Source organism: Chimaeribacter arupi, assembly GCF_002858805.1.
Lineage (GTDB): Bacteria > Pseudomonadota > Gammaproteobacteria > Enterobacterales > Enterobacteriaceae > Chimaeribacter > Chimaeribacter arupi.
In genome coordinates, this window is sequence record NZ_PJZI01000007.1 from 1 (window position 1) to 23,119 (window position 23,119).

The following is a 23,119-nucleotide window of genomic DNA, read 5'->3' on the forward strand; positions in this document are numbered from 1 at the left end:
GGCTTCGGCTGGTTATCGTCCGGCTTCGGCTGGTTATCGTCCGGCTTCGGCTGGTTATCGTCCGGCTTCGGCTGGTTGTCGTCCGGCTTCGGCTGGTTATCGTCCGGCTTCGGCTGGTTGTCGTCCGGCTTCGGCTGGTTATCATCCGGCTTCGGCTGGTTATCGTCCGGTTTTGGCTGCGGTTGCGGCTTCACATCGTCCGGTTCCGGCTGAGGTTGCGGCTTCACATCATCCGGTTCCGGCTGCGGTTGCGGCTTCACATCGTCCGGTTCCGGCTGAGGTTGCGGCTTCACATCATCCGGCTTCGGCTGCGGCTTCACATCATCCGGTCTTGGTGCCGGGCGTGCGCTATCCGGCCGTTTTGGCGGTGACGCTGCGTCTGGTTTTTTCTTGCCACCACCTCCGGTACCGAAGCTGAAGGAGATGTCATTGCCCCACTCTTTCTCATCTTTAGTGATGGTAGAGGTCTGGCTGCCATCCTTGTTCAGTTTGCCATTGACCTCACCGACGACGTCACCGACAGAAATGGTTGAGTGCTGTGTTTCGTTGAAATGCACTTCATCCACAGTTTCCACATAGCCGTTGACACTGACACCGGTTTTGGTGATACCACCGCCGCCGCCGCCGTAGGCACCGTCTTGCTCAACCTTATCAATGAGTTCAGTGGCGTTGATCTTGCCTTTCGTTTCCACCGTGCCGGTTTTGCTGTCAGAGATAATGTGGGCACCGGTCATGTTGATATCATCACCGCTCTTCACATTCAGCTCACCCTTGGTATGGATGCCCGCCTGTTTATTGGTTTTCGCTTCATCATGATATTCCGAGCCCCCACCAGCATTCACGCCAAAGGTTGGAATCGGCATCATCTTGCTGTCCGTTGTGACGGCCACGCCTACTGAGACCCCGGCATGCCAACTGGACGCGTCGGTGTTTACCGTATCCTGGCGTGAGATGATATTGAGTTTGCCGCCGGTCTCAATATCGGCGGTGTCCGCCTCAATATTCGACCCGTCCAGGGTCATATTTCCCCCGGTCTTAATCTTCACATCTTTCGCTGCAATGGAAGAGTTGGTGTAACTCTTCGTATCACCCGATGACTTACCGCCATGGGCGCTGATATCCAGCGAGGCCCCCATACCGACGGTGTCTTTGTCAACCGCCACGCCCGAACTGATACCGACCTCAAAGCCTTTGGATTTCTCTTTAAAGGAAGTTTTTGCCTCCGCCGCACGCACGCTGAGGTCACCGCCAATGTCCATATTCACGCCATCGGCTTTGATATCCACCCCGTTCAGGGCCGCATCGTTTTTGGTTTTAATATTGAGCTGGCCGGCTTCAATATGGGTAATGTTTTCCTTGCTCGACGATGTAGAACCTGAGGTAGAGTTTTTACTGACGCCCCACGTGGTGGTGGAACTTGCCAGGTCGTTGAAATAGAGGTTAGAGGCATCGCCCGCTACCTGGAGTGCCGTCATTGCCGGGTCAAAGCCAACGTCCGGGTTATTGACTTTATTCACCACCATCGCCGCGTTCTTATCCAGCACGTCGGCGACCACGCTGCCGCTCTGGTTTTTCACCCCAATGAACATCTCTTCCTTGGAATAGGTCGTCTCTAACGTATCTTCATACTTCGTGGACGCCAGTTCCTCGGCCGTGAGATTAACAAGGCCTTTGGACTTGATATCCGCGCCGCCGATATCCAGCGTTTTCCCGGCGGTCATATCCAGTTGTTCGTCAAAGTTAAACTGGGCGTTCTTATTGGTGGTGCTTTGGGCGGTGCTCTCTTCCTTCAGTGAGCTATAACCCGCTTTTACCTCAACCATCGGTGCCACCGGCGCTTTACCCGGTTTTCTGCTGCCCGGAGAGGCGGTGTCGGTGTCATTCACGTTCTCATAGTTGCCGCCATCGGTATGGGAGGATGCGCCGTCGCGGTTACTGTATTCCCCTTCTGCGGTATAGCCGCCGCCACTCACCTTGCCGGAGATAGAGAACTCTTCTTTGACATGTTTCGTTTCACTGTAGGCGTGATCCTGTGCAGTTTTGATCAGGATGTCATTGCCTGCGTTGAATTTACCCGCTTTCGCGGTGTATTCGCCGCCTTCCATGACGATGTCATTGGCTGCGTCAATAACCATATTGTTGCCGGCGGAAATATGGCTCTGCTTACTGGTTGCCTGCGTGTTTTTGGTTTCTGTGGACTCAAAGTTCAGCGCACCGCCAAAGTCAGAGGATTGTTTATATTCCGCAGAAATTTCATGCATTTCATTGAATTTGACATCCCCTTCAGTGGCCTTCATGCCGATATCTTTGCCTGCCGTAATGGTGCCGGCATTGACGGTGATATCTTTGGCTTGCATGCCGATGCTGCCGCCTGCGGAGATGGCATCATCGTAGCGATGGATCTCCTGTTTACCGGTGACATCACGGCCGACGCTGGCAGTGATATTGATTTCACCGTTTTCAGCGCTCATCAGGATATCCTGACCAGCTTTCATCGCAGCGCCGTCATTATTGATGGAGCCATCGGTACTCACCGCAATAATGCTCTCACCGGCTTTGATGCCGCTGTTCATGCCGCGGCTGACGTTATTGATGTCGCCTTTCGACTGGATCACAACACTCTTACCAGCGCTGATCACGCCGTTATTGTTGTTCACTTCAGTCGCGTCAGTGATCACGTTGTTATTGGCGTGAATCACTGCCGAGCCGGCGCCTTCCTGCACCCCGGTTTCCATCTGTTCAATGGTTTTGGCAGAGAGGTAAACCATCGGCACCAGCACATCTGTGCCGTCAATGTTCTGGTTAACGAACCAGACAATGTCCTGATCCAGATTGGCTTTTTGCTCATCCGTCAGCGGTTTACCCACTTCCAGCCCCATGAAAGCATCATCACTGGCCTGACGGGCATTGTTCATCAGCATCTGCACCAGGTCGGCGCCTTCTACCCCATCACGCACGCTGAAGAAGGTGCCGACGGATTGGTTCAGCTGGCGGCGGATCAGTTCGGAGATGAAGTAGTTGTCCCCAATCACCATCGCCGGCTGAGCAGGGTCGTAGCCTACCTGCTCAAAGAAGTACTCAGAGCCAAAGTAGTCGTCCTGATTAATCAGCGATGTCCGGGTCTCATACATCGGCACGACTTTGCTGTCAGGATCTGTTTTAACAGCCTTATCATCGCTATTGCGGGTATTCCACTCGGTCGAGGTGGCGAACATTCCTGGAATGTTGATAAGCTCCGCCAGCGTCGGCAGGGTACTGATGCCGCCACGCAGCTCTTCCACTTTTTTCAGGTTAACGTCGATTTCATAGCCGGCATCAATGGCGTCGACTTCTTGTTCGCCGACTTTCTCCACCACGACATTTTCGTCTTTGCCGGTTTTGATCTCGACATCGTCGATGCCGTTATTCAGGCTGCCGCCATCGTGGACAAAGTCCCCCCCGGAAACAATGCTGCCTTTATCACTTGGCAGGAAATATTGTTTCTTCTCTTTGAGTTGTTTCTCACTCTCACCATTAAGTTTTGCCCAATCACTTTTCAGGTCAGCATAATCTTTTGTGATCCAGCTTTCGCCAAACAGCCTGATCATAATATCGTTTAATTGCGCTGAAGAACTTGGCGTGCCCGCAGAGGTTTTCCGCATAACGTCAACGAATTTAGGACGATTGGCATCTTGCCACCAGCTCCAACTCGGATCGTCATCATAATAGTTATCTGGTTGCCCACTCCCTAACAGGTAATCCAGCAAACTATGCAGCGTATCGAAGGTAGCCGTACGCGTGCCGTCAGCAACGACGCGCCAATAAAAACTAATTTTAATAGGCGTTGCGAGCTGATGATGCAGATAGTCATGCATAGACATATCCACATAACGCGGGGTGTTATACAAATCACCCGTAATAAACATGCTGCCTTTGGACTGAATAATGCCGCCGTCATTTTTAACGCTCATCGGCTTTTCAGTACTGTTGGTAAACAGATCTTTCTGGTTAATGAACATATGCCCACCAGAAGAGATCTCCCCGGCTTTTACCAGTTCAATATCAGAAGAGAGGATGGGCAGGTCTGTCCACATTTTCCACTCTAAGTATTTCATCCCCTCATCACCGGTGATAGAAGCCGTGCCTTGCTGCGTTGGGCCGTAATCCCATTTATCGCCGCTGTACTGGCTGCGGTTTTCAATGACCTGGGCATCCAGGTTCATATTACCTTCAGAACGGATAATCCCTACGTCGTTAATCAGGTTTTCGGCGACGATAGATATATCGCTCATGCTCAGCACATTACCGTTATAACCATTGGTAAAGGTGCCTTCTTTCGCGTCGATATTAAGATCGTCCATGCTCCAGATCAGCGAGTTTTCACTGTTGGTAACATTGGTACCGGTCAGGTAGATGTCCTGGTTACTGATAATGGCGTGGTTATTGGTGAGGTCGCCTTCAGCATTCAGATGAATTTCACCGCGGCTTTCCAGGGCGGAGTCAATCTGCAAATCACCCGTGGTATTAATGGCGAGTTTATTCTTGGCGTTGATTGTCCCGGAGTTATCACTGTCATCAACGTTGTCATCCGGGTTGCTGTCGGCAATATCCCGAAGGGTGAAATCACCCTTGATATTCAGCTCCAGAGAATGATCTGACCAGAGCGTCCCTTCGTGGTTTTTCAGGAGCTTATTGATATTCAGGATCAGGTTTTCATACGCCTGAATTGCGCCGTGGCGGTTATCCAGCGTGTTAGTGAGTAAGTTGACCTCACCAGCGCTGATCTGGCCCCCCATCAGATGATCACCCTTGGCGTTGGACAGGGTGTCTGTGATGATATCCAGGCGGTTATTTGCGACCAGGGCAGCGCCGCCGGTGTTCACCAGCTCATCAGCAATCAACAGTTCCATGCTGTCATCTGCCAGCACGCCGGTACCTTCGTCTGTGTCAGTACCAATGTTCTCCATCGTATCGGCACTGATGCTCACATCGCCCGCGGATTGGATAATCGCTTTGCTGTTGATCAGCTTGCCGATCTGTTCCAGTACCGCTGCGGTTCCGCCGCTGATGTAGGCACCGTCCGCGTTGGTAAGCTCCGCGATGGCCTGCAGCGTCAGCTGCTCGATAGACGCAATCAGGGCCGTTTCACCGCTGTTGACCAGGCGGTTAATGCCCTTCAGCATCACGGCTTCATTCGCCTGAATGACGCCCTGGTTTGCCAGGGTATCGATGTTAACGATGGCTATCTGTGCGGCAGAGAGAATCTGGCTGGTCGCATCATTAGAGAGGACGCCGATATCAGACAGTGTCAGCGCGTCATTAATCGACAACATGCCGGACGCGTTTTCATTTTTCAGCAGGCCGACATTGTCGATATTGAGTGAACCCTGGGACTGAATTGTACTGCTGTCAATATTACGCAGTTGGACGGCATTGCTGATGTCAAGCGAGGTGCCGGCGCTGATCAGGCCTTTCTGGTTAACGATGTTTTCTACACCGTCCAGCACCACCTCATTGGTGGCCGACAGCGTAGACTGCGCATTGGTCAGGTCTTTAACCTGCGTCATGCTCAGCGAATCCCCGGCGAGGATGGTGGAGTCATTCTGGTTAGTCACGGTGTTGATGTTATCCAACACCACGTTATTACCCTGAATCAGGCCTGAGTCATTCAGCAATGTATTGCTGTTTTTCAGGTCAAACGTATTACTGGTAATAATGGTACCGTTATTTTGGTTCGTCAGCGTATCCAGCCCGTTAAGATGGATATTATTACCCTGCAACCAGCCACCATCATTGGTGATATTGAGTTTGCGCTCTTCTGCACCGGTTACCGTCAAATCGCCGTAGGCGGTGGTTTCACTGCCCTGATGCAGGTTTAGTGCATCGGTCAGCGCCAGGTTCATCTCTTTGCCGGAATAGAGTTTGCCGCTGTTGTCCAGGGTGTCGGTTTTAATGCGCAACGCATCTGCAGCCTGCACTTTCCCGGTATTGGTCATTTTCGCGCTGCCGGCCGTGGTGCCGTTCTGCTCGATAGCGACATTTTTACCCTGAATATCCCCGCTGTTGTTAACCAGATCGCCATTCGCCTTGAGCGTAATATCCGCATTGGCGTTGATCACACCGCTGTTATCCAGCGCGCCGGTTTCAACGATGACATTATTGGCAAACATCGCGCCCTGGTTTTCCAGGCTACCCACCGTAAAGCGCTGGGTGTCAGCATAAATAATGCCGCTGTTTTTCGCCTTGCCTGTATTGAGGAAGAAAGAGCCGGCAGCCTGAATGGTACCGTCGTTTTCAGCCACATCAGTAATATTGAAGGTGATTGCGCCTTTTCTGGCTACCACCCCGCCTTTATTGTTTTTGAATTTTTTCACGTTAACGCTGATGTCACCCTGTTGTGCCACGAGCTGCGCATCAGAGGTCACACCGGCGTTCACCACCTGCCCGCCGACCCGCACCACATACGCGCCTTTTTCCAGCGTAATCGTGGCGTTATTCAGGCGGTTACCTTGGGCATCAACCGCATACAGATTGCCCGCAATCTGGTATTCATCATTGACGTTGATGATAATGGACGGGATATTGCCGGTGCTGCTCTGGCCATTTTTAGCCATCAACACTGCGGCGCTTTGCAGCATAGAGCCGGCATCGATGCGGATCGTGCCCTGTTCAGAGACCGCATCGGCCCCCAGCATCAGGTGGGAGAGTGCACGGATAACCAGATCGCCCTGGCTGGCAATGCCGCCGTAACCATTATGTTTCTGTACGGAAATGTTATTACCCGACAGCGTAACATTGCCCTGCTCGCTTTGGATGCCGCTCAGCATCAGGTCGCCGTCGGCCGTGATTTCAACGCCGCGCGTCCCCACCAGGCTGCCCTGGTGGCGCACGCCCACGCCGCTTTCCGTACTGATCAGCTGAACACGGCCGCCATACATGGAGCCTAAGGCGCTGCCGTCGATGGCGACTTCCGGGCGGCCTTCGCCGGTGGTGCTGCGCACGGTGTGCGTGCGGGTTTCCGGATCATAATCATTCAGACCGGTGACCACTTTGGTCTCAGCCTGGCCGGCGATTTCCCCGTCCAGTTTTACGGTGCGGCTGATGATATCAAAATAGCCCAGGCCATCGGTTGAGATGCCGCGCCCTTCGATATCTACCCCACCTTTTTCTACGTTAAGCAGAATACGGCCATCGTTCTGAGGGACGACTTTACCGGTAGTCAGGGTCAGGTTATTGGTATTGACCGTCGCCACACCATTCACTTTGATCCCATTTTCGTTGGCAATGATGACGTCAGCTTTACGGCCAAACACTTCCATGGTGCCGTTAAGGTGAGTACCTTTCGCGCCCGTCACCTCATTGAGGATGACGTTAGCCTCTTTATTCAATTGGGTGTTCTTCATCGTATGGCCGCCGATTTTAGAGACACCATCGGCCATGCTGTTGTTAAAGATCACACCCTGCTGGTTAACGTTGAATTCCGAGTATTTATTATGTGAAATTCCACGTTGGTTAGGATCTGTGATATTAACCACCGGCGTACCATTCGCTGACTGATTCATTGTCGGCGCATTTTGTTTATTGGTTTCCGGGATAATCGCATCACCCATTGCAGCGACCGGCATAACGCTGGCAACGGCCAGGTATAAGGGACGAAGCTTACTGTTCAACCCTTTTCCTTTTTTACTTCCTTTCTGAACCGGCTGTTTTTTACTCACCATTTTTTCCTCTAAAATATCACCATTGCACATCAAAGATTATTCACTTAAAAATTCAACCCAACGCTGTAATAGATTGCGCTTTCAGACACGTCCTGATCCCTTAACGTAGAAGGTTCAGCTAAAGGCCAGCTCATCGTAAGTGACGTATTAAAATATTGGCCGGAGGCTTTAATACCGACGGCAGCACCTGTCATATATTGCGTATGACATACATTAACCCCTGCCGGGCAGTTGTCTTTCACCGTCCCCAAATCGTAACCAATAAACGGCGTAATCTGGTTTACGCCAAATTTATTCACGTAAATCGGGAAATTGAGGTTATTCGCAATATAGGCACCGCTATGCACTGACATAAAGCTGTCTTTATAACCACGCACAGTAAATTCATCACCCACGCTGAATTTCGCGTCGCTTACGGTGACATCCGGCGTATATTGGAAACCTGAGCTCATGTCATAAGTGATGCCGACATGATCATTACGATAGAGGTCGCGTGACCAGTTCACCATGCCGTTATATTTGACATAGTTCAGGTCAAAGCCTTCCAGATCGGCATCGTCTTTCCAGGCTGCGTTAAACCAGGGTGTGCCGGTCGTGATATTCAGATCACCATAGAGCCAGCCGCCCCATAAGGCGCCCACCCGGTTTAACCCGGCAGTGATGCTGCTAAAACGTTTACTGCTGACATCAATGATGTCGCCTTCAATCAGGTTCGCGCTGTCACGCGTTTCTACTTTGACATAGCCGCTGGTTTTCCCCAGCGCGTCACGGTGCAACAGACGGCTCAATTTTAATGAGGCCCGGCTTGAATCACCTTCACTGTGGTAGCCGCCATAATAGCCGCCAATGGTTTTTGCATACCCGGACTTATAGAACATCATGTCCCAGGTCCAGTAGCCTAAAGGCAGGCTGTAGTTAACGGACCAGGAGTCCTGGTTATCCGGATTGTTTTTCAAGTCGTTAAAGGAGTAATAAAAGCCCAGCACATCGTTCAGGCCAAGCGGGTTATTCACATTCAGGCTGGCAGAATATTGCCCCCAGCCTTCAGCTTCCGAACCGGAGTTATTGGTGGCAATGCCGCCGGAAAAAGGCTGAACATCCGCACCTTGCAGATTCACCGTGGAGTAGCCCATTTTTTCATGGGGTACGATGCTCAGTTTGTCACTACGGGAAACACGCATCAGGTTATCGAGGCCCTGATCAATATCCTGAAGGTTTAATGGTTTCCCTTCAGCAAAGGGCATGGCACTGAACAGACGCGATGATTCACGGAATGTCGGCTTCTTTCCTTCCACGCTAAAGTCAGCAACTTTTCCCCACAGCACTTTCAGGTTCAGAATACCTTCACGCAGGTTACCCTGCTGAATGGTGACCAGCGTCGTGGAGTAGCCTTTTCCAATATAGAAATCACTCAGCTCCTTTACCAGGGACATAATTTCATATTGGCCCATTTTAGTATTGATATAACGATCAATAATTTTTTGGCGCGCCGGTGAATCTTCATAGATATCGTCACCGGCAACATTGATCTGTTTAATCATAAACTGGTAGCCGGCACCGGGTTTTCCCAGTTCCGACAAAGAAGTGTCGACCCCCATCTCTTTCTGGGTAATGATCTCTTTTTCACGTGCCTTCTCCTCCTCAATAGTGAGTTGGTTCTGACGGCGCTCTAATTGATCCAGTTCATGCTTTGCGTTATTTGTTGATAACATCGCAGAGTAAGCATTGCCGGAAAGTAGTAATACGCCTGCACTAACGCAAAGCATTTTCTTCATCATGTTAAATTACACCTATAAGACTTAATGTATTGAAATGAGTTAATCCATGTAGATATCAAAAATGGCATACGTATTGACTTTGCCCGGCGTCATCGAGGGAATATCAACAGGAACAATCTGTGCTTTATATTTCAATGTTTTCTTACCGGTAACGTTGCCCACATTGATTGCCTTTGTTTTATCGCCTGTGACATCAATGCCCATGCCCATGCTGTTCATTAATTTCACTTCAACGGATTTTGCGCATTCTGTTGTTTCGCAGTTTTTAATCACGCCTTTCGCTGCCCCAATACTTTGCTCCCCGGTAAAGGCAATTTTTACGGGTACCGTTACCGGGCAATCCAGGGTCAGTTCAAAATCCTTTACCACGCCTTTCGTAATTTTCTTTGTGGTGAAATCTGCAATGGAATAACTGCCTAAATCAACGTTCTGATAGGTTGTCAAAATCGCGCAGGATTTAGGCTGAATGTCGACGGCGCTGGCCAGCGTGACGTTCATTAATGTCAAAGGCGCGCCAGGGTTAGTGTCTGCAGTGACCTGAACCACCCCGATCTGGCCGGCAGGAATCACACCGGCAGAGATGGTGCCGGTCTGAACAAACTCCAGCTTAACCGTATCACCACGTTCACTACAGGCCCCATTACACGGGTATGCAGTGGGGAAATATGCCCCTCGCGACGTTGGCCAGCTTAACCGGATGCCTAAGCCTGGAATATTTGTCTGGTACACATCCGGCACCGTAGACTCCGTACTCAGCTCCGGGCGGGTAAATTTAGAACGCCAGGTATTCCTTATATTGGTTCCGCAGTTATAACTGATCCCCGGCGCCTGAATTTCTGCCGCCCCAAGCACGGTACCGGATGTGCCGTTACTCGCCGGACGCAGGGTAGGCACCGTGATAGCAATATTCATCACTGAACCCGATGTAATAGAGCAATTGTTGGCTGCCGCCACAGGCATGCTATAAAAAGAGAAACCTGCCGCCATAACAAAGGCTATTTTCATCAAAAATTTAAACATAACGCCCCCCTGCCCCGTTCAGAGCAGTAATTTATTTTTTACACATCAGATGCTGGGTAGGAATATCTTCGTCAGAATTAGTGGAAGATGTTTTATCCATTTTATAGTCAATGAAACAGCTGCCTTTCTCTTTTCCGGATGTCCAGCTCACCCGCAATTTTCCGGAAATCTTATCCTGCGGCAGGCTTAACATGGCACGGCCGCCCTGGCCTACAATGCCCAGAACCTCATCGCCTTCATTTTTGATCGTCGCACCATAAGGAATATATTTTCCGTCAACGCGGTTAATCTGAATAAATTGTGTTGAGGTACTTTTAGTATCCAGTTTTATTTTTACTGATGCACCGGCCGTCGGTACGGTCTGTAATTTGGATTCACCAAATTCCACGCCGATGGGTGCGCCCTTTGCTTCAACATAAATTTCGTTATATTGATAAGGGCTCAGGGAAGAGATGATCGCATAGCCATTATCCGACACGGTGGACGTCAACTCTGGGTAAATACGCGCGCCCGCCGCTCCTTTTGCTTCAACAATGCCGAAGGTATTCCCTAATGAAGAGGAGAAATTCACACCGCCGCCATGCACAACGACCGCACCGCTGGCATTTATTGACCCGGTATAAGAGGTTTCTGTCTGGCTATAACTGATGTTGCCTTGTGCGCGGCTGCCGTTATACCCCATATTGAAACCGAAATTGGTCTGGTGTTCCTGGGCATAATCAAACCAGGTGCCGTAGTCGAACTGATTATATTCACCGGCATTGCCGTATAAGGAAGCCCTGAGCTTGGCATCCTGATTGCTGTAACTGACAGCGGCATTCAGTGTCGGGACTTTGGTATGCAATGTCCCGAATGGCACCGACATCCCTAAATAAATTGCCCGATCTTCTATCCCGTCCTCATCAATGGTTTTACTTAAATTGACGCTATAACTGACAGAGCGCCAGGAATTGGAATAACCAAATTGATAGCTGCTTTGTGTATTACGGCTGTAGCGGCTGTCCCAGACACGGCCATAGTAACCGGATGCAAATACACTGCCCCAGCCAGGTGCCAGCGACTGGCTGATATTGACTTCAATTTTGTCGCGGTAGTTTTCCGGCAAAAAGCTGTCATCACCTGTCTCCTGCGCTTCCGCCGTTAACAGCGCATCCATCAACGAGTAGTAGTTCTGGCTGGAATAGCGATACCCTGCCAGGCTCAGGTTGGTGCCCGTCTGGTCAATGTATTTCGCCAGGCTGACTTTCAGGCTCAGATTGCAGATGCTGTCACAGGCATTATCCTGTTCGTCTTCAAACGAGGTGAAAGAGCGGGTTAAATCGATACCCAACGCCCCCAGAGGCGTATTGATTGCCATCCCGCCCATCAGCGCAGCGTAATCACCTGGTGCGGTAATCTGGCCGCCGCCATAGACCGTCACCGTATTATTCAAGCCGTACTGATAAGTGCCTTCCATTAATACAGGGGTATGGCGCAGCGATTCACTGCGGACTTCACCAGCCGTTGCTGAGAACTTCGACGTGCCTGGGCGCAGCAACATGGGCAGGCTGGCGTAAGGCGTAATGAAGGTGCGGGTCTTACCGTTACTTTCGTTGATCGTGACTTCTAAATCACCGCCATAGCCGGTCGCGTAGAGGTCATCGATGACGAACTCACCTGGCGGCACGCTCATTTCACGGATAAGGTTGCCGTTTTGTTTAATGGTGATCCGGGCATTGGTATCCGCCACACCGCGCACAACCGGAGCGTAGCCTTGCAATGACTGCGGCAGCATCCGTTCATCGCTCATCAGGCTTACGCCGCGCAATGCCACGGTATCGAAGAGTGACCCTGTGGTATTGATATCCCCGGCGGTCAGCTCCGCCTTAAGTGGAATAACGGCACGTTGTACATAAGAAGAGAGATGGCTCCATTGCGTGCCGGTCTCATCATTGGTGTTAATATTGTCATAGGTATAGAGACGCCAGGCGCCCCATTTCAGTGATGAGAGCAGGCTGCCGTAATAATAATTAGAGGACGTATGATCATCATATTGGGTGCTGGTTGCACTGACGTTATAGCTGGCTGAGAAGGAAGGCACGCCTTCATCCCACAGCATAGGGTTAATGTAACCCTCCGGATTGTTATTTAAATAACGCTGTGGAATGGTTATTTGCAGGATTTCATCATCAGTGTCATAGTCCGTCGTTGCACCGGGAATAATACCCTTAATTAAAATGCAGGCGTTATTCTGCCAACCGAGCGGCAACGTTTCAGGATTCACATCCATTTTAAGCAGCATCTCTGCTGACAAACAGGGTTCTACATTTCCGGCAGAATCCTTCACAAACTTAATGTGATGCGTACCTAATGTTTTTTTATTGCGCGTAACTTCAACAAAGTATTCGCCCGGCTGAGTGGTTGGCTCGCCATCATAAATACTGAAGTCTGTCCCTTCGTTATAAGCATTGGCAAAACCACGATTAAATTTTACCGCGGATTTTTTAGGGGCAACTGCGCCCCCATCAACAGGTTGGGTGTCACTGTTATTAATAATATGGCTTTCATCTGCATAGTTCACTGCCGGATAGATACTCAGGCTGCCGACCACCAATGAAAGGGCTATTTTTCCTCCTTGTCCAACCCGCATTTTATCTTTTCCTCTATCATAAAAAGTCTGACAACTTAAAACTGCTTATCCACGTAGGCACCAAGATCGGTGATGAAGGTGTATTCCAATACCGGCTTAGCGGTTTTGTTTTTCGTTTTAAAAGAAAATGTTTTTTTACTAAAAGGTGCAACCATATCGCCATTGATCAGCGTTTTATCATCGCCTTTAATGACCAGCCGGGAGAAAGAGACATGGAAAGGCGAATTATTTTCACAGGTATAGGTATACCCGTCCGCATTGTTTGCCATGCTCCACTTCAGATTTTCTCCGGCCTTGATTTCATCACCCTTCAGGCCTGCCGGACGATAGAAGAATTTCAGGCGGGTGCGGAACGCCAGATTAAGCAGATTTTTATCCTGCAACGACGCCTCTTCCGGCGGAATATCCAGGAAGTTAACCCATAAGACGGATTCACGATCTTTCGGGTATTTGTTTACCGTATCCTGCGTCTGGAATATGCGGAATGTTTTCCCTTTTCCTTCATTAACCCGCGCCATCGGCGGCGTAATAACAAACGGCAGATCTTCTTTATCCGCAACACCCGATTCTGCGCGGCTATCCAGCCACACCTGGACTAAGCTCGGTGTATTGCCAACGTTATTGACACGAATAGCCTGCTCTTTATCTTTCGCATTAAATATCACCCGGGTTCCCATAATTTGTATTGAGGCAAAAGAGGGGAAGGCTGTTGTAAATAACAGCGAAGTCAGTAAAAGTGCTTTCAGCTTCATAACATTAGCTCATGTAGAGTAAATAAGGGGGAGCACCCCCCTTATTTAATTAGTTGTAAATAATGGAATAAACAACGTTGGTATTAACCGTACCTGCAGTTGCTGCCCCACCGGTTGCAACATATTGCGCCCAGTAATCAAATCGGGCAGTACTGTTTGTAATTTGTTTACCTTTGGTTGGATCGGTAATTTGCTGGTTAAGATCAATCGCGTTCAGTTTTTCATCCGTCAGCCCTACCTGTACTTTGGTTGCCGCACCCGCTGCAGTGTGGTTTTTCAAATTACCGGTTACCGGGTCAATATTAAGGCTGAGCGCGCGCTCAAAGGAAACATTGGCATATTTCCCGTTTGGACATTGCGCACCACTCAATTTAATATAAAACGGTGTATCCCCAGCACGACGTTTGTCTGCATCCAGAGACGTCACACTGACAGGTTTCAGTTTTACGGTGAAATCACCGGTATCACTGGAACCCGTATCATCGCCCACTTCAATTTCACAGGTTGCATCACTAATATCACCCGTAAAGGTAATGGTGCCGTCTTCAGCGCTGACCGCTGTAGCACTTACCAGTAGACAAACAGGTAACATTAGTGCTTTCATACGTTTAGTAACAATACTCATAATTACTTCTCCTTTAACTAGGCCAATTTCCTAAGGGAGGAAATAATAGACAACCCCTAAAAATACATATATGGCGCTATGCCTAAAATATTCGGAGAAATACCTCAAAATCATTTACTTGCTTCATGATTTTTATTTTACTCATAGAAGAAATGCATTAATTAAACCTGCTTTTAAAGATAAATTAACAATAAAAGTGATGAATACGGGAGAAAAGGATTTAATTTTATAATTACCATTACTATTCGATAATAAGTTTTTCACTTGAATAAGGTGAAGAAAAAGTAAAAGTGCTTAATCAATAATAAGTTGGCTAATAACTAAAGCTTTCTCATTTTTCTCCGCCTTAAAGAAGCCGGCGATTTAAAGCAGAGAGAAAAATACCACTACCCACCCGCTTATTTATCATTATAAATATAAGCGCCGGCTGTCTTTACCTCTTCTTTCCTTTCTTATATTTATCCCTATGATTTACACGCCAATACATGGCGATGCGCTGCCTTTAAAGCGTGCGTTTTATCAGGCCAGCCCTGTAAATAAGACCCGGTGAAATAACTTGTTACTGTGCACAATTCTTATAACCAACTGTTTTTTTTAATTTTTATGAGGGAGGGGCAATAACGGGTAGCGAACAGAGAGGGTCATGACTAGGCTTAATACATCAACAAATCATCATAAGGAGGACACGATGTCGAACAAGAAAATTGCGGTACTCATCACCGATGAATTTGAAGATGCAGAATTTACCTCACCTGCGGACGCCTATAAACAGGCTGGTCATCAGGTCATTACTATTGAGAAGAAAGCCGGTAATGTAGTGAAGGGTAAAAAAGGTGAGGCCAGCGTCACCATTGATAAGTCTATTGATGACGTCAGTGTTGAGGACTTTGATGCGCTGCTGCTGCCCGGTGGCCACTCACCGGATTCCCTTCGCGGGGATGACCGGTTTGTTGCTTTCACCAAAGCATTCTCTGACAGCGGTAAACCCATTTTTGCGATTTGCCATGGGCCACAGCTGCTAATCAGTGCGGATGTGCTGCGCGGGCGTAAGGCCACCACCGTGAAACCGGTCGTGGTTGATGTAAAAAATGCCGGTGCTGATTTTTATGATAAAGAAGTGGTGGTAGACAACGATACACTGGTCACCAGCCGCACCCCGGAAGACTTGCCGGCCTTTAACCGTGAAGCATTGCGAATTCTGGCGCAGTAAGCGCGGGTGAAAGGTCAGTTACTGTGATGTGAAAAGGCCGCATAATGCGGCCTTTTTTATGGGCGGTTTTCACGCTGCCAGAAAAGTTTTTTACCGAACCCCAACGTGTTGTCGGTCATTTTTATTTCGTCCAGTGACAGCCGCCAGACAGGCGACGGCATAGCCCGGGCCACCGGAAATTGTTTGCAGTAAAGCGCCCTGCCCGCCTGCTCTTCCTCCCCCACCAGCTGTATTGCCCGGCCGCTGTATTGTACCCCTTTAATCAGCGCAACGGTTTTCGGCTGTGCGGCAATGGTGCCGCTGACACGGGGCTGCTGCGCCATCAGCGCGCCGTGGCGGGTTTTCAGATCGGTCATCAGCAACAATGCCATCTGTCCCGGTTCCACTACATAAAAACAGTTCGCGCACCATAAATCTTCCCCGGCTGCCGCGCAGAGGGTCAGGACATGGTATTTTTTCAGGTACTTCTCAATGGTTACCCGATCATCAGACAGCTGCATATGTTTCTCCCCTGGGAAGGGTACGCCGGCCTGGCCGGCGCACACGGCAAGTAGAACCCACCCGCCAACTGGTTTACCCTGTGGCCATGATAAATGATCAAAAAACCCTTATTGCTGACTGCGCGCCCGCCGCCCTGTGGCACCTCTATATGCTGCGTACCGCCGCCGGGCTGCTGTATACCGGCATCACTACCGATGTTCCGCGCCGCCTGACGCAACACCAATGCGGCAAAGGGGCGAAAGCCCTGCGCGGCAAGGGGCCGTTGACGCTGGTGTTTCACTGTGTCATTGGCGACCGCTCAGCCGCCCTGAAAGCGGAATATCGTATCAAGCAACTTTCACGCGGCCAAAAAGAGAGGCTGGTAAGTGACCAGCCTCAGGATCTTATGGCGTATATGGCGCAGACCGGCCGGGTGCCCGCTTAAAAACGGTTAAAAGGCGGCGCAAAACTGATAAGGCCGGAGGCATCATCCAGCGCCTGCTCCGACAGCGGATAGATCTGGAAGGCGGCTTCCGCCCCCGGCCAGCGGCAATGCAGCTGATGGGCGGCAGCCGGGGTGAACCCCAGCCGGCCGTACCAGGCCGGGTCACCTAGTACCACTACCGCCGCATAGCCAAATTCATTGAGCGCATCCAACCCCTCATACACCAGTTTGGTGCCGATGCCCTGATGGCGCAGCGTTTCATCCACCGCCAGCGGTGCGAGGCCCACCCACTGACGATCTTCCCCTTCCACATCCACCGGGCTGAATGCGGCATACCCGACTACCCCGCCTTCGTCATCGGTGGCGACGATGCCCAGGGTTAACAAGCCATCCTCACGCAATTGCTGGACCAGATCGGCCTCATCGTCACGGCCAAAGGCGCGGCGTAACAGGTTGTCGATGCCGGCAGCATCCACCGGGATTTCTACACGAATTAACATAATTCACCTGTACGGGAGAAGGTTGCGGTGTCCTGTTGCATACCGGCCTCAATAAAATCAGCCAGCTGGGTCAGCCCTTGCCGGAGCACCGGCGGCAGCGTGTCCAGATCCACGGCATCCATCAGGTTTTTCACATACAGGCCGAGTTCAGTATCCCCTTCAATGCGCAGACGGCGCTGGAAGAAGAGTGTGTCCGGGTCACGGCGGCGGGCCGCGATCAGGATCAGGTCATTGGCGTCCGCACTGAAGCGGACATCCGGCGTGGCGTCTGCACTGATTTTCAGGCTATCATTTTCCACGGTGACATACCAGCGCAGGCCCAGGTCCCGGACGTCGACCTCCAGCCAGCGCGATGCCAGAAATTCCAGCTCCCCGTCAGCCAGTGCCTGCCGGAACTGCCAGTGCAACAGTTGCTGTAACACCTGTCGTTGCAGAGCAAACGGCATAAAGGTTAACGGAATGCGCAACAGTGACGGCCCCTGCCGCACAATGCGTGCTCGTAATTGCTCCAACACTGGCATTTACTCCTCTGGTAAAGACTGGCGCTATTTTGCCATATCGGGAAACAGGTTCAGCGCGCGGTATCCATAAATTTTGCACCAGAACGTCGCTGTGTACAGTGGAATTTATTCATCAGCTTGTTAACAACTCGCCAGAAACTGCCTCAAATCAATACTTCAGCCTGCCGGGTTGCCTAAAATCGCCGGCTGTTATGTCATCACCCATGATGGGTGGCTCTGCCGGGAATATACTATGGAGTTACTTTGCCCTGCTGGCAATCTGCCAGCGCTGAAAGCTGCGATCGAACAGGGCGCGGATGCGGTTTACATCGGCCTGAAAGATGATACAAACGCCCGCCATTTTGCCGGGCTTAACTTCACTGAGAAGAAACTGCAGGAAGCGGTGGGCATTGTCCACCGCCATCACCGCAAACTGCATATTGCCATCAACACCTTTGCCCATCCCACAGGCTTTGAACGCTGGCAGCGCGCCGTGGATATGGCGGCCCAGTCCGGCGCGGATGCCCTGATCCTTGCTGATTTAGCGATGCTGGAGTACGCCGCCCAGCGTTACCCCCACCTGGAACGCCATGTCTCTGTGCAGGCGTCCGCCACCAATGAGCAAGCCATCGCGTTCTATCACCGGAATTTCGCTGTCAGCCGGGTGGTACTGCCGCGGGTGCTTTCCATGCATCAGGTTAACCAACTGGCACGCAGCAGCCCGGTGCCGCTCGAAGTCTTTGCCTTCGGCAGCCTGTGCATTATGGCGGAGGGGCGCTGTTATCTCTCCTCTTACCTGACCGGGGAGTCGCCCAACACGGTCGGCGTCTGTTCACCGGCCCGCTTTGTGCGCTGGCAGCAAACGCCACAGGGGATGGAATCCCGGTTGAATGACGTGCTGATTGACCGTTATGCCCGTGGCGAAAACGCCGGCTATCCGACGCTCTGCAAAGGCCGTTATCACGTCGGGGATGCGCTCTACCACGCTCTGGAGGAACCCACCAGCCTGAATACGCTGGCCCTGTTACCGGCGTTGATGGCGGCTAATATTGCGTCGGTGAAAATTGAAGGGCGTCAGCGCAGCCCGGCGTATGTCAGCGAGGTGACGCGCATCTGGCGGCAGGCTATCGACCTGTGTAAAGCCGATCCCAACGCCTTTGAGCCGCACCCCGCCTGGATGACAGCACTGGGCGGTTTGTCGGAAGGCACACAAACCACGCTGGGTGCCTATCACCGTAAATGGCAATAGAGGATAAGGGACATGAAATACTCATTGGGTGCAGTGCAATACTACTGGCCAAAAGAGAATGTGGAGGCGTTTTACCAGGCGGCGGCAGAGAGCAGCGCGGACATCATCTACCTGGGGGAGACGGTATGCAGCAAGCGCCGGGCGATGAAAGCCACTGACTGGCTGGCCCTGGCACGTATGCTGGCAGCCGCAGGCAAGCAATGCGTGATCTCTACCCTGGCGCTGGTGCAGGCCCCTTCAGAACTGAACGAGGTGCGGCGTTATGTTGAGAACGGGGAGTTTTTACTGGAGGCCAACGACCTGTCGGCCGTCAATATGGCGGCGGAACAGCATCTGCCGTTTGTGGCCGGCCATGCGCTGAACTGTTACAACGCCTATACCCTGCGCATTTTGCACCGGCAAGGCATGGTGCGCTGGTGTATGCCGGTCGAGCTTTCGCGCGACTGGCTGGCCGCATTGCTGGCGCAGTGCGAGACGCTGGGGCTGCGCGGTAAATTCGAGGTCGAGGTGCTGGGCTACGGCCATCTGCCGCTCGCCTATTCTGCCCGCTGCTTTACCGCACGCTCAGAGAACCGCGCCAAGGATGAGTGCGAAACCTGCTGCATTCGTTACCCGACCGGGCGGGCCGTGCATTCGCAGGAGCAACAGCAGGTTTTCGTCCTGAACGGTATTCAGACGCAAAGCGGTTACTGCTACAACCTGGGCAATGCGCTGGCCGGCATGGCGGGCCTGGTGGACATTGTCCGGCTTTCTCCCTCATCCATTGACGATCTGGAGATGCTGTCGCGCTTCAAGGCGAATGAGCAAGGAAACGCGCCGATGACTGTTGCGACACAGCCTGAATGCAATGGTTACTGGCACCGGATCGCCGGGCTGGCGCAGGTCGCGCAGCCGTAACCGGTGCGGCTGCCCGGATGAGGAAGCCCGCCCACTTTCCTGGGGCGGGCCAATAGCGCACATTCCCCTTAGGCAAGAACTGCGGGATGCGTAATACTCAGGGTTATGATTAGTTGGCGAGCTATTTCGCCACTGTATAAACCGTGGGTAATGACTATGTCTCAATCAACGACAGTATCCCAACAAACGGCCTCCCAGCCGCAAACCGTTCCTCTGTCGGTGCTGGACCTGGCACCGGTGCCGCAAGGCCTGGGTCCGGCCGATGCCTTCCGCCACTCCCTTGAGCTGGCACAACATGCTGAAAAATGGGGCTATCAGCGCTATTGGCTGGCCGAGCATCACAACATGACCGGCATCGCCAGTGCCGCAACTTCCGTACTGATTGGCCACCTTGCCGGCGGCACGAAAACCATCCGCCTTGGCTCCGGCGGCGTCATGCTGCCTAACCATTCCCCGCTGGTGATTGCCGAACAGTTCGGCACGCTGGCCACGCTCTACCCCGATCGTATCGATCTGGGGCTGGGCCGTGCGCCGGGTACAGACCAGCGCACCATGATCGCCTTGCGCCGCCATCTTTCCGGTGAAGTGGACAATTTCCCGCAAGATGTGCAGGAATTACAGCACTATTTTGCTGATGCCCAGCCTGGCCAGCCTGTACGGGCAGTGCCGGGCCAGGGGCTGCATGTGCCGATCTGGCTGCTTGGCTCCAGCCTTTACAGCGCGCAGCTGGCCGCCGCGCTCGGCCTGCCGTTTGCCTTTGCCTCACACTTCGCCCCGGACATGCTTTATCAGGCACTGGCGTTGTACCGCAAAAACTATAAGCCGTCAGAACGCTGGCCTGCGCCGTATGCGATGGTCTGTGTGAATGCGATTGCGGCCGACACTTCGGAAGAAGCACACCGTATGTTTACGTCGAACCAGCAGCAGTTTATCAACCTGCGTCGCGGCCACCCCGGCCCGCTGCCGCCGCCGGTGGATGACATCGACAGCCTCTGGTCTCCGGCGGAGCGTTTTGGCGTTGAGCAGTCACTGCGGATGTCAGTGGTCGGCGATAAGAAGAGTATCCGCCACGGCCTTCAGGCGTTGCTGCGCGAAACCCAGGCGGATGAGCTGATGATTAACGGCCAGATCTACGATCATCAGGCACGTCTGCGCTCATTTGAAATTGTGTCAGAGGTGCAGCAGGATTTGGTGAAAGAACCGCGCATCGGCTGAGGCCGTGAATAGCAGGCAAAAAAAAACCAGCCCGGAGGCTGGTTTTTTTATATCACTGGCAATTAATTACGCATCGCCAAAACGACGTGGGGTGCGCTGGCCGTCACGGTTACCTGCCGGACGACGCTCGCCGCCTTCACGACGTTCACCGTTGAACGGACGCGGAGGACGGGCACCGCCTTCACGACGCTCACCGCCGCCAAAGGAACGGCCACGGCCGCCTTCACGGCGATCACCTGCCGGTGCACCACCTTCACGACGCTCACGGCGTGGTTGCGGCTGTGCATCACCCAACAGCTGCATGTTCAGCGGCTTGTTGAGAATACGGGTGCGGGTGAAATGCGACAGCAGATCGCCCGGCATCCCTTTCGGCAGCTCAATGGTGGAGTGGGTAGCAAACAGCTTGATGTTACCGATGTAACGGCTGCTGATGTCGCCTTCGTTGGCGATCGCGCCCACGATGTGACGAACTTCAACGCCGTCATCGCGGCCCACTTCAATGCGGTACAGCTCCATGTCGCCCACGTCACGACGCTCACGGCGCGGACGGTCACCATCACGTGCATCACGGCGATCGCCACGATCGGCACGGTCACCACGACGATCGTCACGATCGTTGAACTCGCGGCGCGGACGCGCTTTGAAAGCCGGCTCCGGCGGCAGAATCAGCGGACGTTCGCCCTGGGCCATTTTCAGCAGTGCTGCGGCCAGGGTTTCGATTTCCAGCTCTTCTTCCGGTTGCAGTTTAGCCAGCAGACCACGGTACAGGTCCAGATCGCTGCTTTCCAGCTGTTGCTGCACTTTCGCAGCAAATTTAGCCAGACGACGTTGACCCAGCAGTTCTGCGTTCGGCAGCTCTACTTCAGGAATGGTCAGCTTCATGGTGCGCTCGATATTGCGCAGCAGACGGCGTTCGCGGTTTTCCACGAACAGCAGCGCACGACCCGCACGGCCTGCACGGCCGGTACGGCCGATACGGTGCACGTAGGATTCAGAATCCATCGGGATATCGTAGTTCACAACCAGGCTGATGCGCTCAACGTCCAGGCCACGGGCCGCTACGTCGGTAGCAATCAGGATGTCCAGACGACCATCTTTCAGGCGCTCCAGAGTCTGCTCACGCAGAGCCTGGTTCATGTCGCCGTTCAGGGCAGCACTGTTATAGCCATTGCGCTCCAGCGCTTCTGCCACTTCCAGGGTCGCGTTTTTGGTACGTACGAAGATGATCGCCGCATCAAAATCTTCCGCTTCCAGGAAACGTACCAGCGCTTCATTTTTACGCATACCAGACACAGTCCAGTAGCTCTGGCTGATGTCAGGACGGGTCGTCAGGCTCGACTGAATGCGCACTTCCTGCGGGTCGTTCATGAAACGACGGGTAATACGACGAATCGCTTCCGGCATGGTGGCAGAGAACAGGGCGGTCTGATGGTCAGCCGGGATCTGCGCCATGATGGTTTCAACGTCTTCGATGAAGCCCATACGCAACATTTCGTCAGCTTCATCCAGTACCAGACCGCTCAGGTTGGAGAGGTCCAGCGTACCGCGTTTCAGGTGGTCCAGCAGACGGCCTGGAGTCCCTACTACAATCTGCGGGCCTTGACGCAGGGCGCGCAGCTGTACGTCATAACGCTGGCCGCCGTACAGGGCAACCACGTTGACGCCATGCATGTGTTTAGAGAAATCGGTCATTGCTTCAGCAACCTGAACCGCCAGCTCACGGGTCGGTGCCAATACCAGGATCTGAGGTGCTTTCAGATCGGCTTTCAGGTTGTGCAGCAGCGGCAGCGAGAACGCTGCAGTTTTACCGCTACCGGTCTGTGCCATGCCCAGCACATCGCGGCCGTTCAACAGGTGAGGAATACACTCAGCCTGGATCGGTGACGGTTTTTCATAGCCCAGGTCAGTCAGGGCGGAAATGATCGGAGCAGACAGCCCCAGGTCAGCAAAAGAGGTTTCAAACTCAGTAGTCATGTACACGTGCCTCATATGAGATGGCGGCCAGTCTACGTAACTCGTCGAGAAAATTTTCAGTCATTTTCATTGAAAAGTGTGAACCGGCTCAAAATAAATTTAATAAACGAACAAAAAAGCCTCGCCCGTTAAGGCGATTGACGTT

The 23,119-nt window shown here is 52.3% G+C and carries 16 protein-coding genes; 5 read left to right on the plus strand and 11 right to left on the minus strand.

All coding sequences use genetic code 11. The annotated features are described in order from the left end of the window. The 6 genes from CYR52_RS05830 to CYR52_RS05855 all read right to left on the minus strand — a co-directional run. Nucleotides 1-7,649, minus strand: a 7,649-nt coding sequence (locus CYR52_RS05830; RefSeq protein WP_165699069.1) for a two-partner secretion domain-containing protein, incomplete at its 3' end; no start/stop codon positions are given. Nucleotides 7,650-7,744: 95 nt separating this feature from the next. Continuing rightward, entirely contained in the window at nucleotides 7,745-9,478 is a 1,734-nt protein-coding gene (locus tag CYR52_RS05835) for a ShlB/FhaC/HecB family hemolysin secretion/activation protein (protein WP_101828183.1), read from the minus strand. A gap of 39 nt (nucleotides 9,479-9,517) precedes the next feature. Then, nucleotides 9,518-10,498 carry a fimbrial protein gene (locus tag CYR52_RS05840; protein ID WP_072927145.1) on the minus strand — a complete coding sequence of 327 codons (981 nt, stop codon included), beginning with the start codon at nucleotides 10,496-10,498 and terminating at the stop codon, nucleotides 9,518-9,520. Between the two features lie 31 nt (nucleotides 10,499-10,529). Then, nucleotides 10,530-13,127, minus strand: a complete 2,598-nt coding sequence (locus CYR52_RS05845) for a fimbria/pilus outer membrane usher protein (protein ID WP_101828184.1) — start codon at nucleotides 13,125-13,127, stop codon at nucleotides 10,530-10,532. 35 nt (nucleotides 13,128-13,162) lie between these two features. Further along, the gene (locus CYR52_RS05850) at nucleotides 13,163-13,879 is read right to left on the minus strand and encodes a fimbrial biogenesis chaperone (protein ID WP_072927134.1); all 717 of its coding nucleotides are present in this window, start codon (nucleotides 13,877-13,879) and stop codon (nucleotides 13,163-13,165) included. Nucleotides 13,880-13,928: 49 nt separating this feature from the next. Further along, a complete protein-coding gene (locus CYR52_RS05855; protein WP_072927132.1) occupies nucleotides 13,929-14,504 on the minus strand; it encodes a fimbrial protein in 576 nt (191 codons plus the stop codon). Nucleotides 14,505-15,192: 688 nt separating this feature from the next. On the opposite strand from CYR52_RS05855, the gene CYR52_RS05860 reads away from it, so the two are divergent. Beyond that, entirely contained in the window at nucleotides 15,193-15,714 is a 522-nt protein-coding gene (locus CYR52_RS05860; protein WP_072927131.1) for a type 1 glutamine amidotransferase domain-containing protein, read from the plus strand. 56 nt (nucleotides 15,715-15,770) lie between these two features. On the opposite strand, the gene CYR52_RS05865 is transcribed toward CYR52_RS05860, so the two are convergent. Next, a complete protein-coding gene (locus tag CYR52_RS05865; RefSeq protein ID WP_101828185.1) occupies nucleotides 15,771-16,214 on the minus strand; it encodes a YhbP family protein in 444 nt (147 codons plus the stop codon). 86 nt (nucleotides 16,215-16,300) lie between these two features. Between CYR52_RS05865 and CYR52_RS05870 the strand changes: the two genes are divergently transcribed. Further along, on the plus strand, nucleotides 16,301-16,639 hold the full coding sequence (locus tag CYR52_RS05870; protein WP_101828216.1) for a GIY-YIG nuclease family protein: 339 nt from the start codon (nucleotides 16,301-16,303) through the stop codon (nucleotides 16,637-16,639). Here the strand turns inward: CYR52_RS05870 and CYR52_RS05875 are convergent. Further along, nucleotides 16,636-17,139: a GNAT family N-acetyltransferase gene (locus CYR52_RS05875; protein ID WP_072927127.1), complete on the minus strand. Its 504-nt coding sequence runs from the start codon at nucleotides 17,137-17,139 to the stop codon at nucleotides 16,636-16,638. The genes CYR52_RS05870 and CYR52_RS05875 overlap by 4 nt on opposite strands. Beyond that, the gene (gene ubiT / locus CYR52_RS05880; RefSeq protein WP_165699071.1) at nucleotides 17,133-17,654 is read right to left on the minus strand and encodes a ubiquinone anaerobic biosynthesis accessory factor UbiT; all 522 of its coding nucleotides are present in this window, start codon (nucleotides 17,652-17,654) and stop codon (nucleotides 17,133-17,135) included. The genes CYR52_RS05875 and ubiT overlap by 7 nt, the downstream gene beginning before the upstream one ends. 238 nt (nucleotides 17,655-17,892) lie before the next feature. Here ubiT and ubiU point away from each other — a divergent pair, with 238 nt between their 5' ends. The 3 genes from ubiU to CYR52_RS05895 all read left to right on the plus strand — a co-directional run bounded on the left by ubiU (nucleotide 17,893) and on the right by CYR52_RS05895 (nucleotide 21,000). Next, complete coding sequence (ubiU, locus tag CYR52_RS05885) at nucleotides 17,893-18,888, plus strand: ubiquinone anaerobic biosynthesis protein UbiU (protein ID WP_072927124.1); 996 nt, start codon at nucleotides 17,893-17,895, stop codon at nucleotides 18,886-18,888. Between the two features lie 12 nt (nucleotides 18,889-18,900). Further along, entirely contained in the window at nucleotides 18,901-19,785 is an 885-nt protein-coding gene (locus CYR52_RS05890) for a U32 family peptidase (protein WP_072927123.1), read from the plus strand. A 156-nt stretch (nucleotides 19,786-19,941) separates the two neighbouring features. Then, nucleotides 19,942-21,000 (plus strand): luciferase-like monooxygenase, encoded by a 1,059-nt coding sequence (locus CYR52_RS05895; RefSeq protein WP_101828187.1) that lies wholly within the window; start codon nucleotides 19,942-19,944, stop codon nucleotides 20,998-21,000. A 66-nt stretch (nucleotides 21,001-21,066) separates the two neighbouring features. Here the strand turns inward: CYR52_RS05895 and CYR52_RS05900 are convergent, their stop codons facing one another. Beyond that, nucleotides 21,067-22,974, minus strand: coding sequence for a DEAD/DEAH family ATP-dependent RNA helicase (locus CYR52_RS05900; protein ID WP_072927119.1), 1,908 nt, complete (start codon nucleotides 22,972-22,974; stop codon nucleotides 21,067-21,069). Then, the gene (gene yrbN / locus CYR52_RS23070; protein WP_101816386.1) at nucleotides 22,964-23,044 is read right to left on the minus strand and encodes a protein YrbN; all 81 of its coding nucleotides are present in this window, start codon (nucleotides 23,042-23,044) and stop codon (nucleotides 22,964-22,966) included. The genes CYR52_RS05900 and yrbN overlap by 11 nt, the downstream gene beginning before the upstream one ends. Nucleotides 23,045-23,119 lie beyond the last annotated feature (75 nt).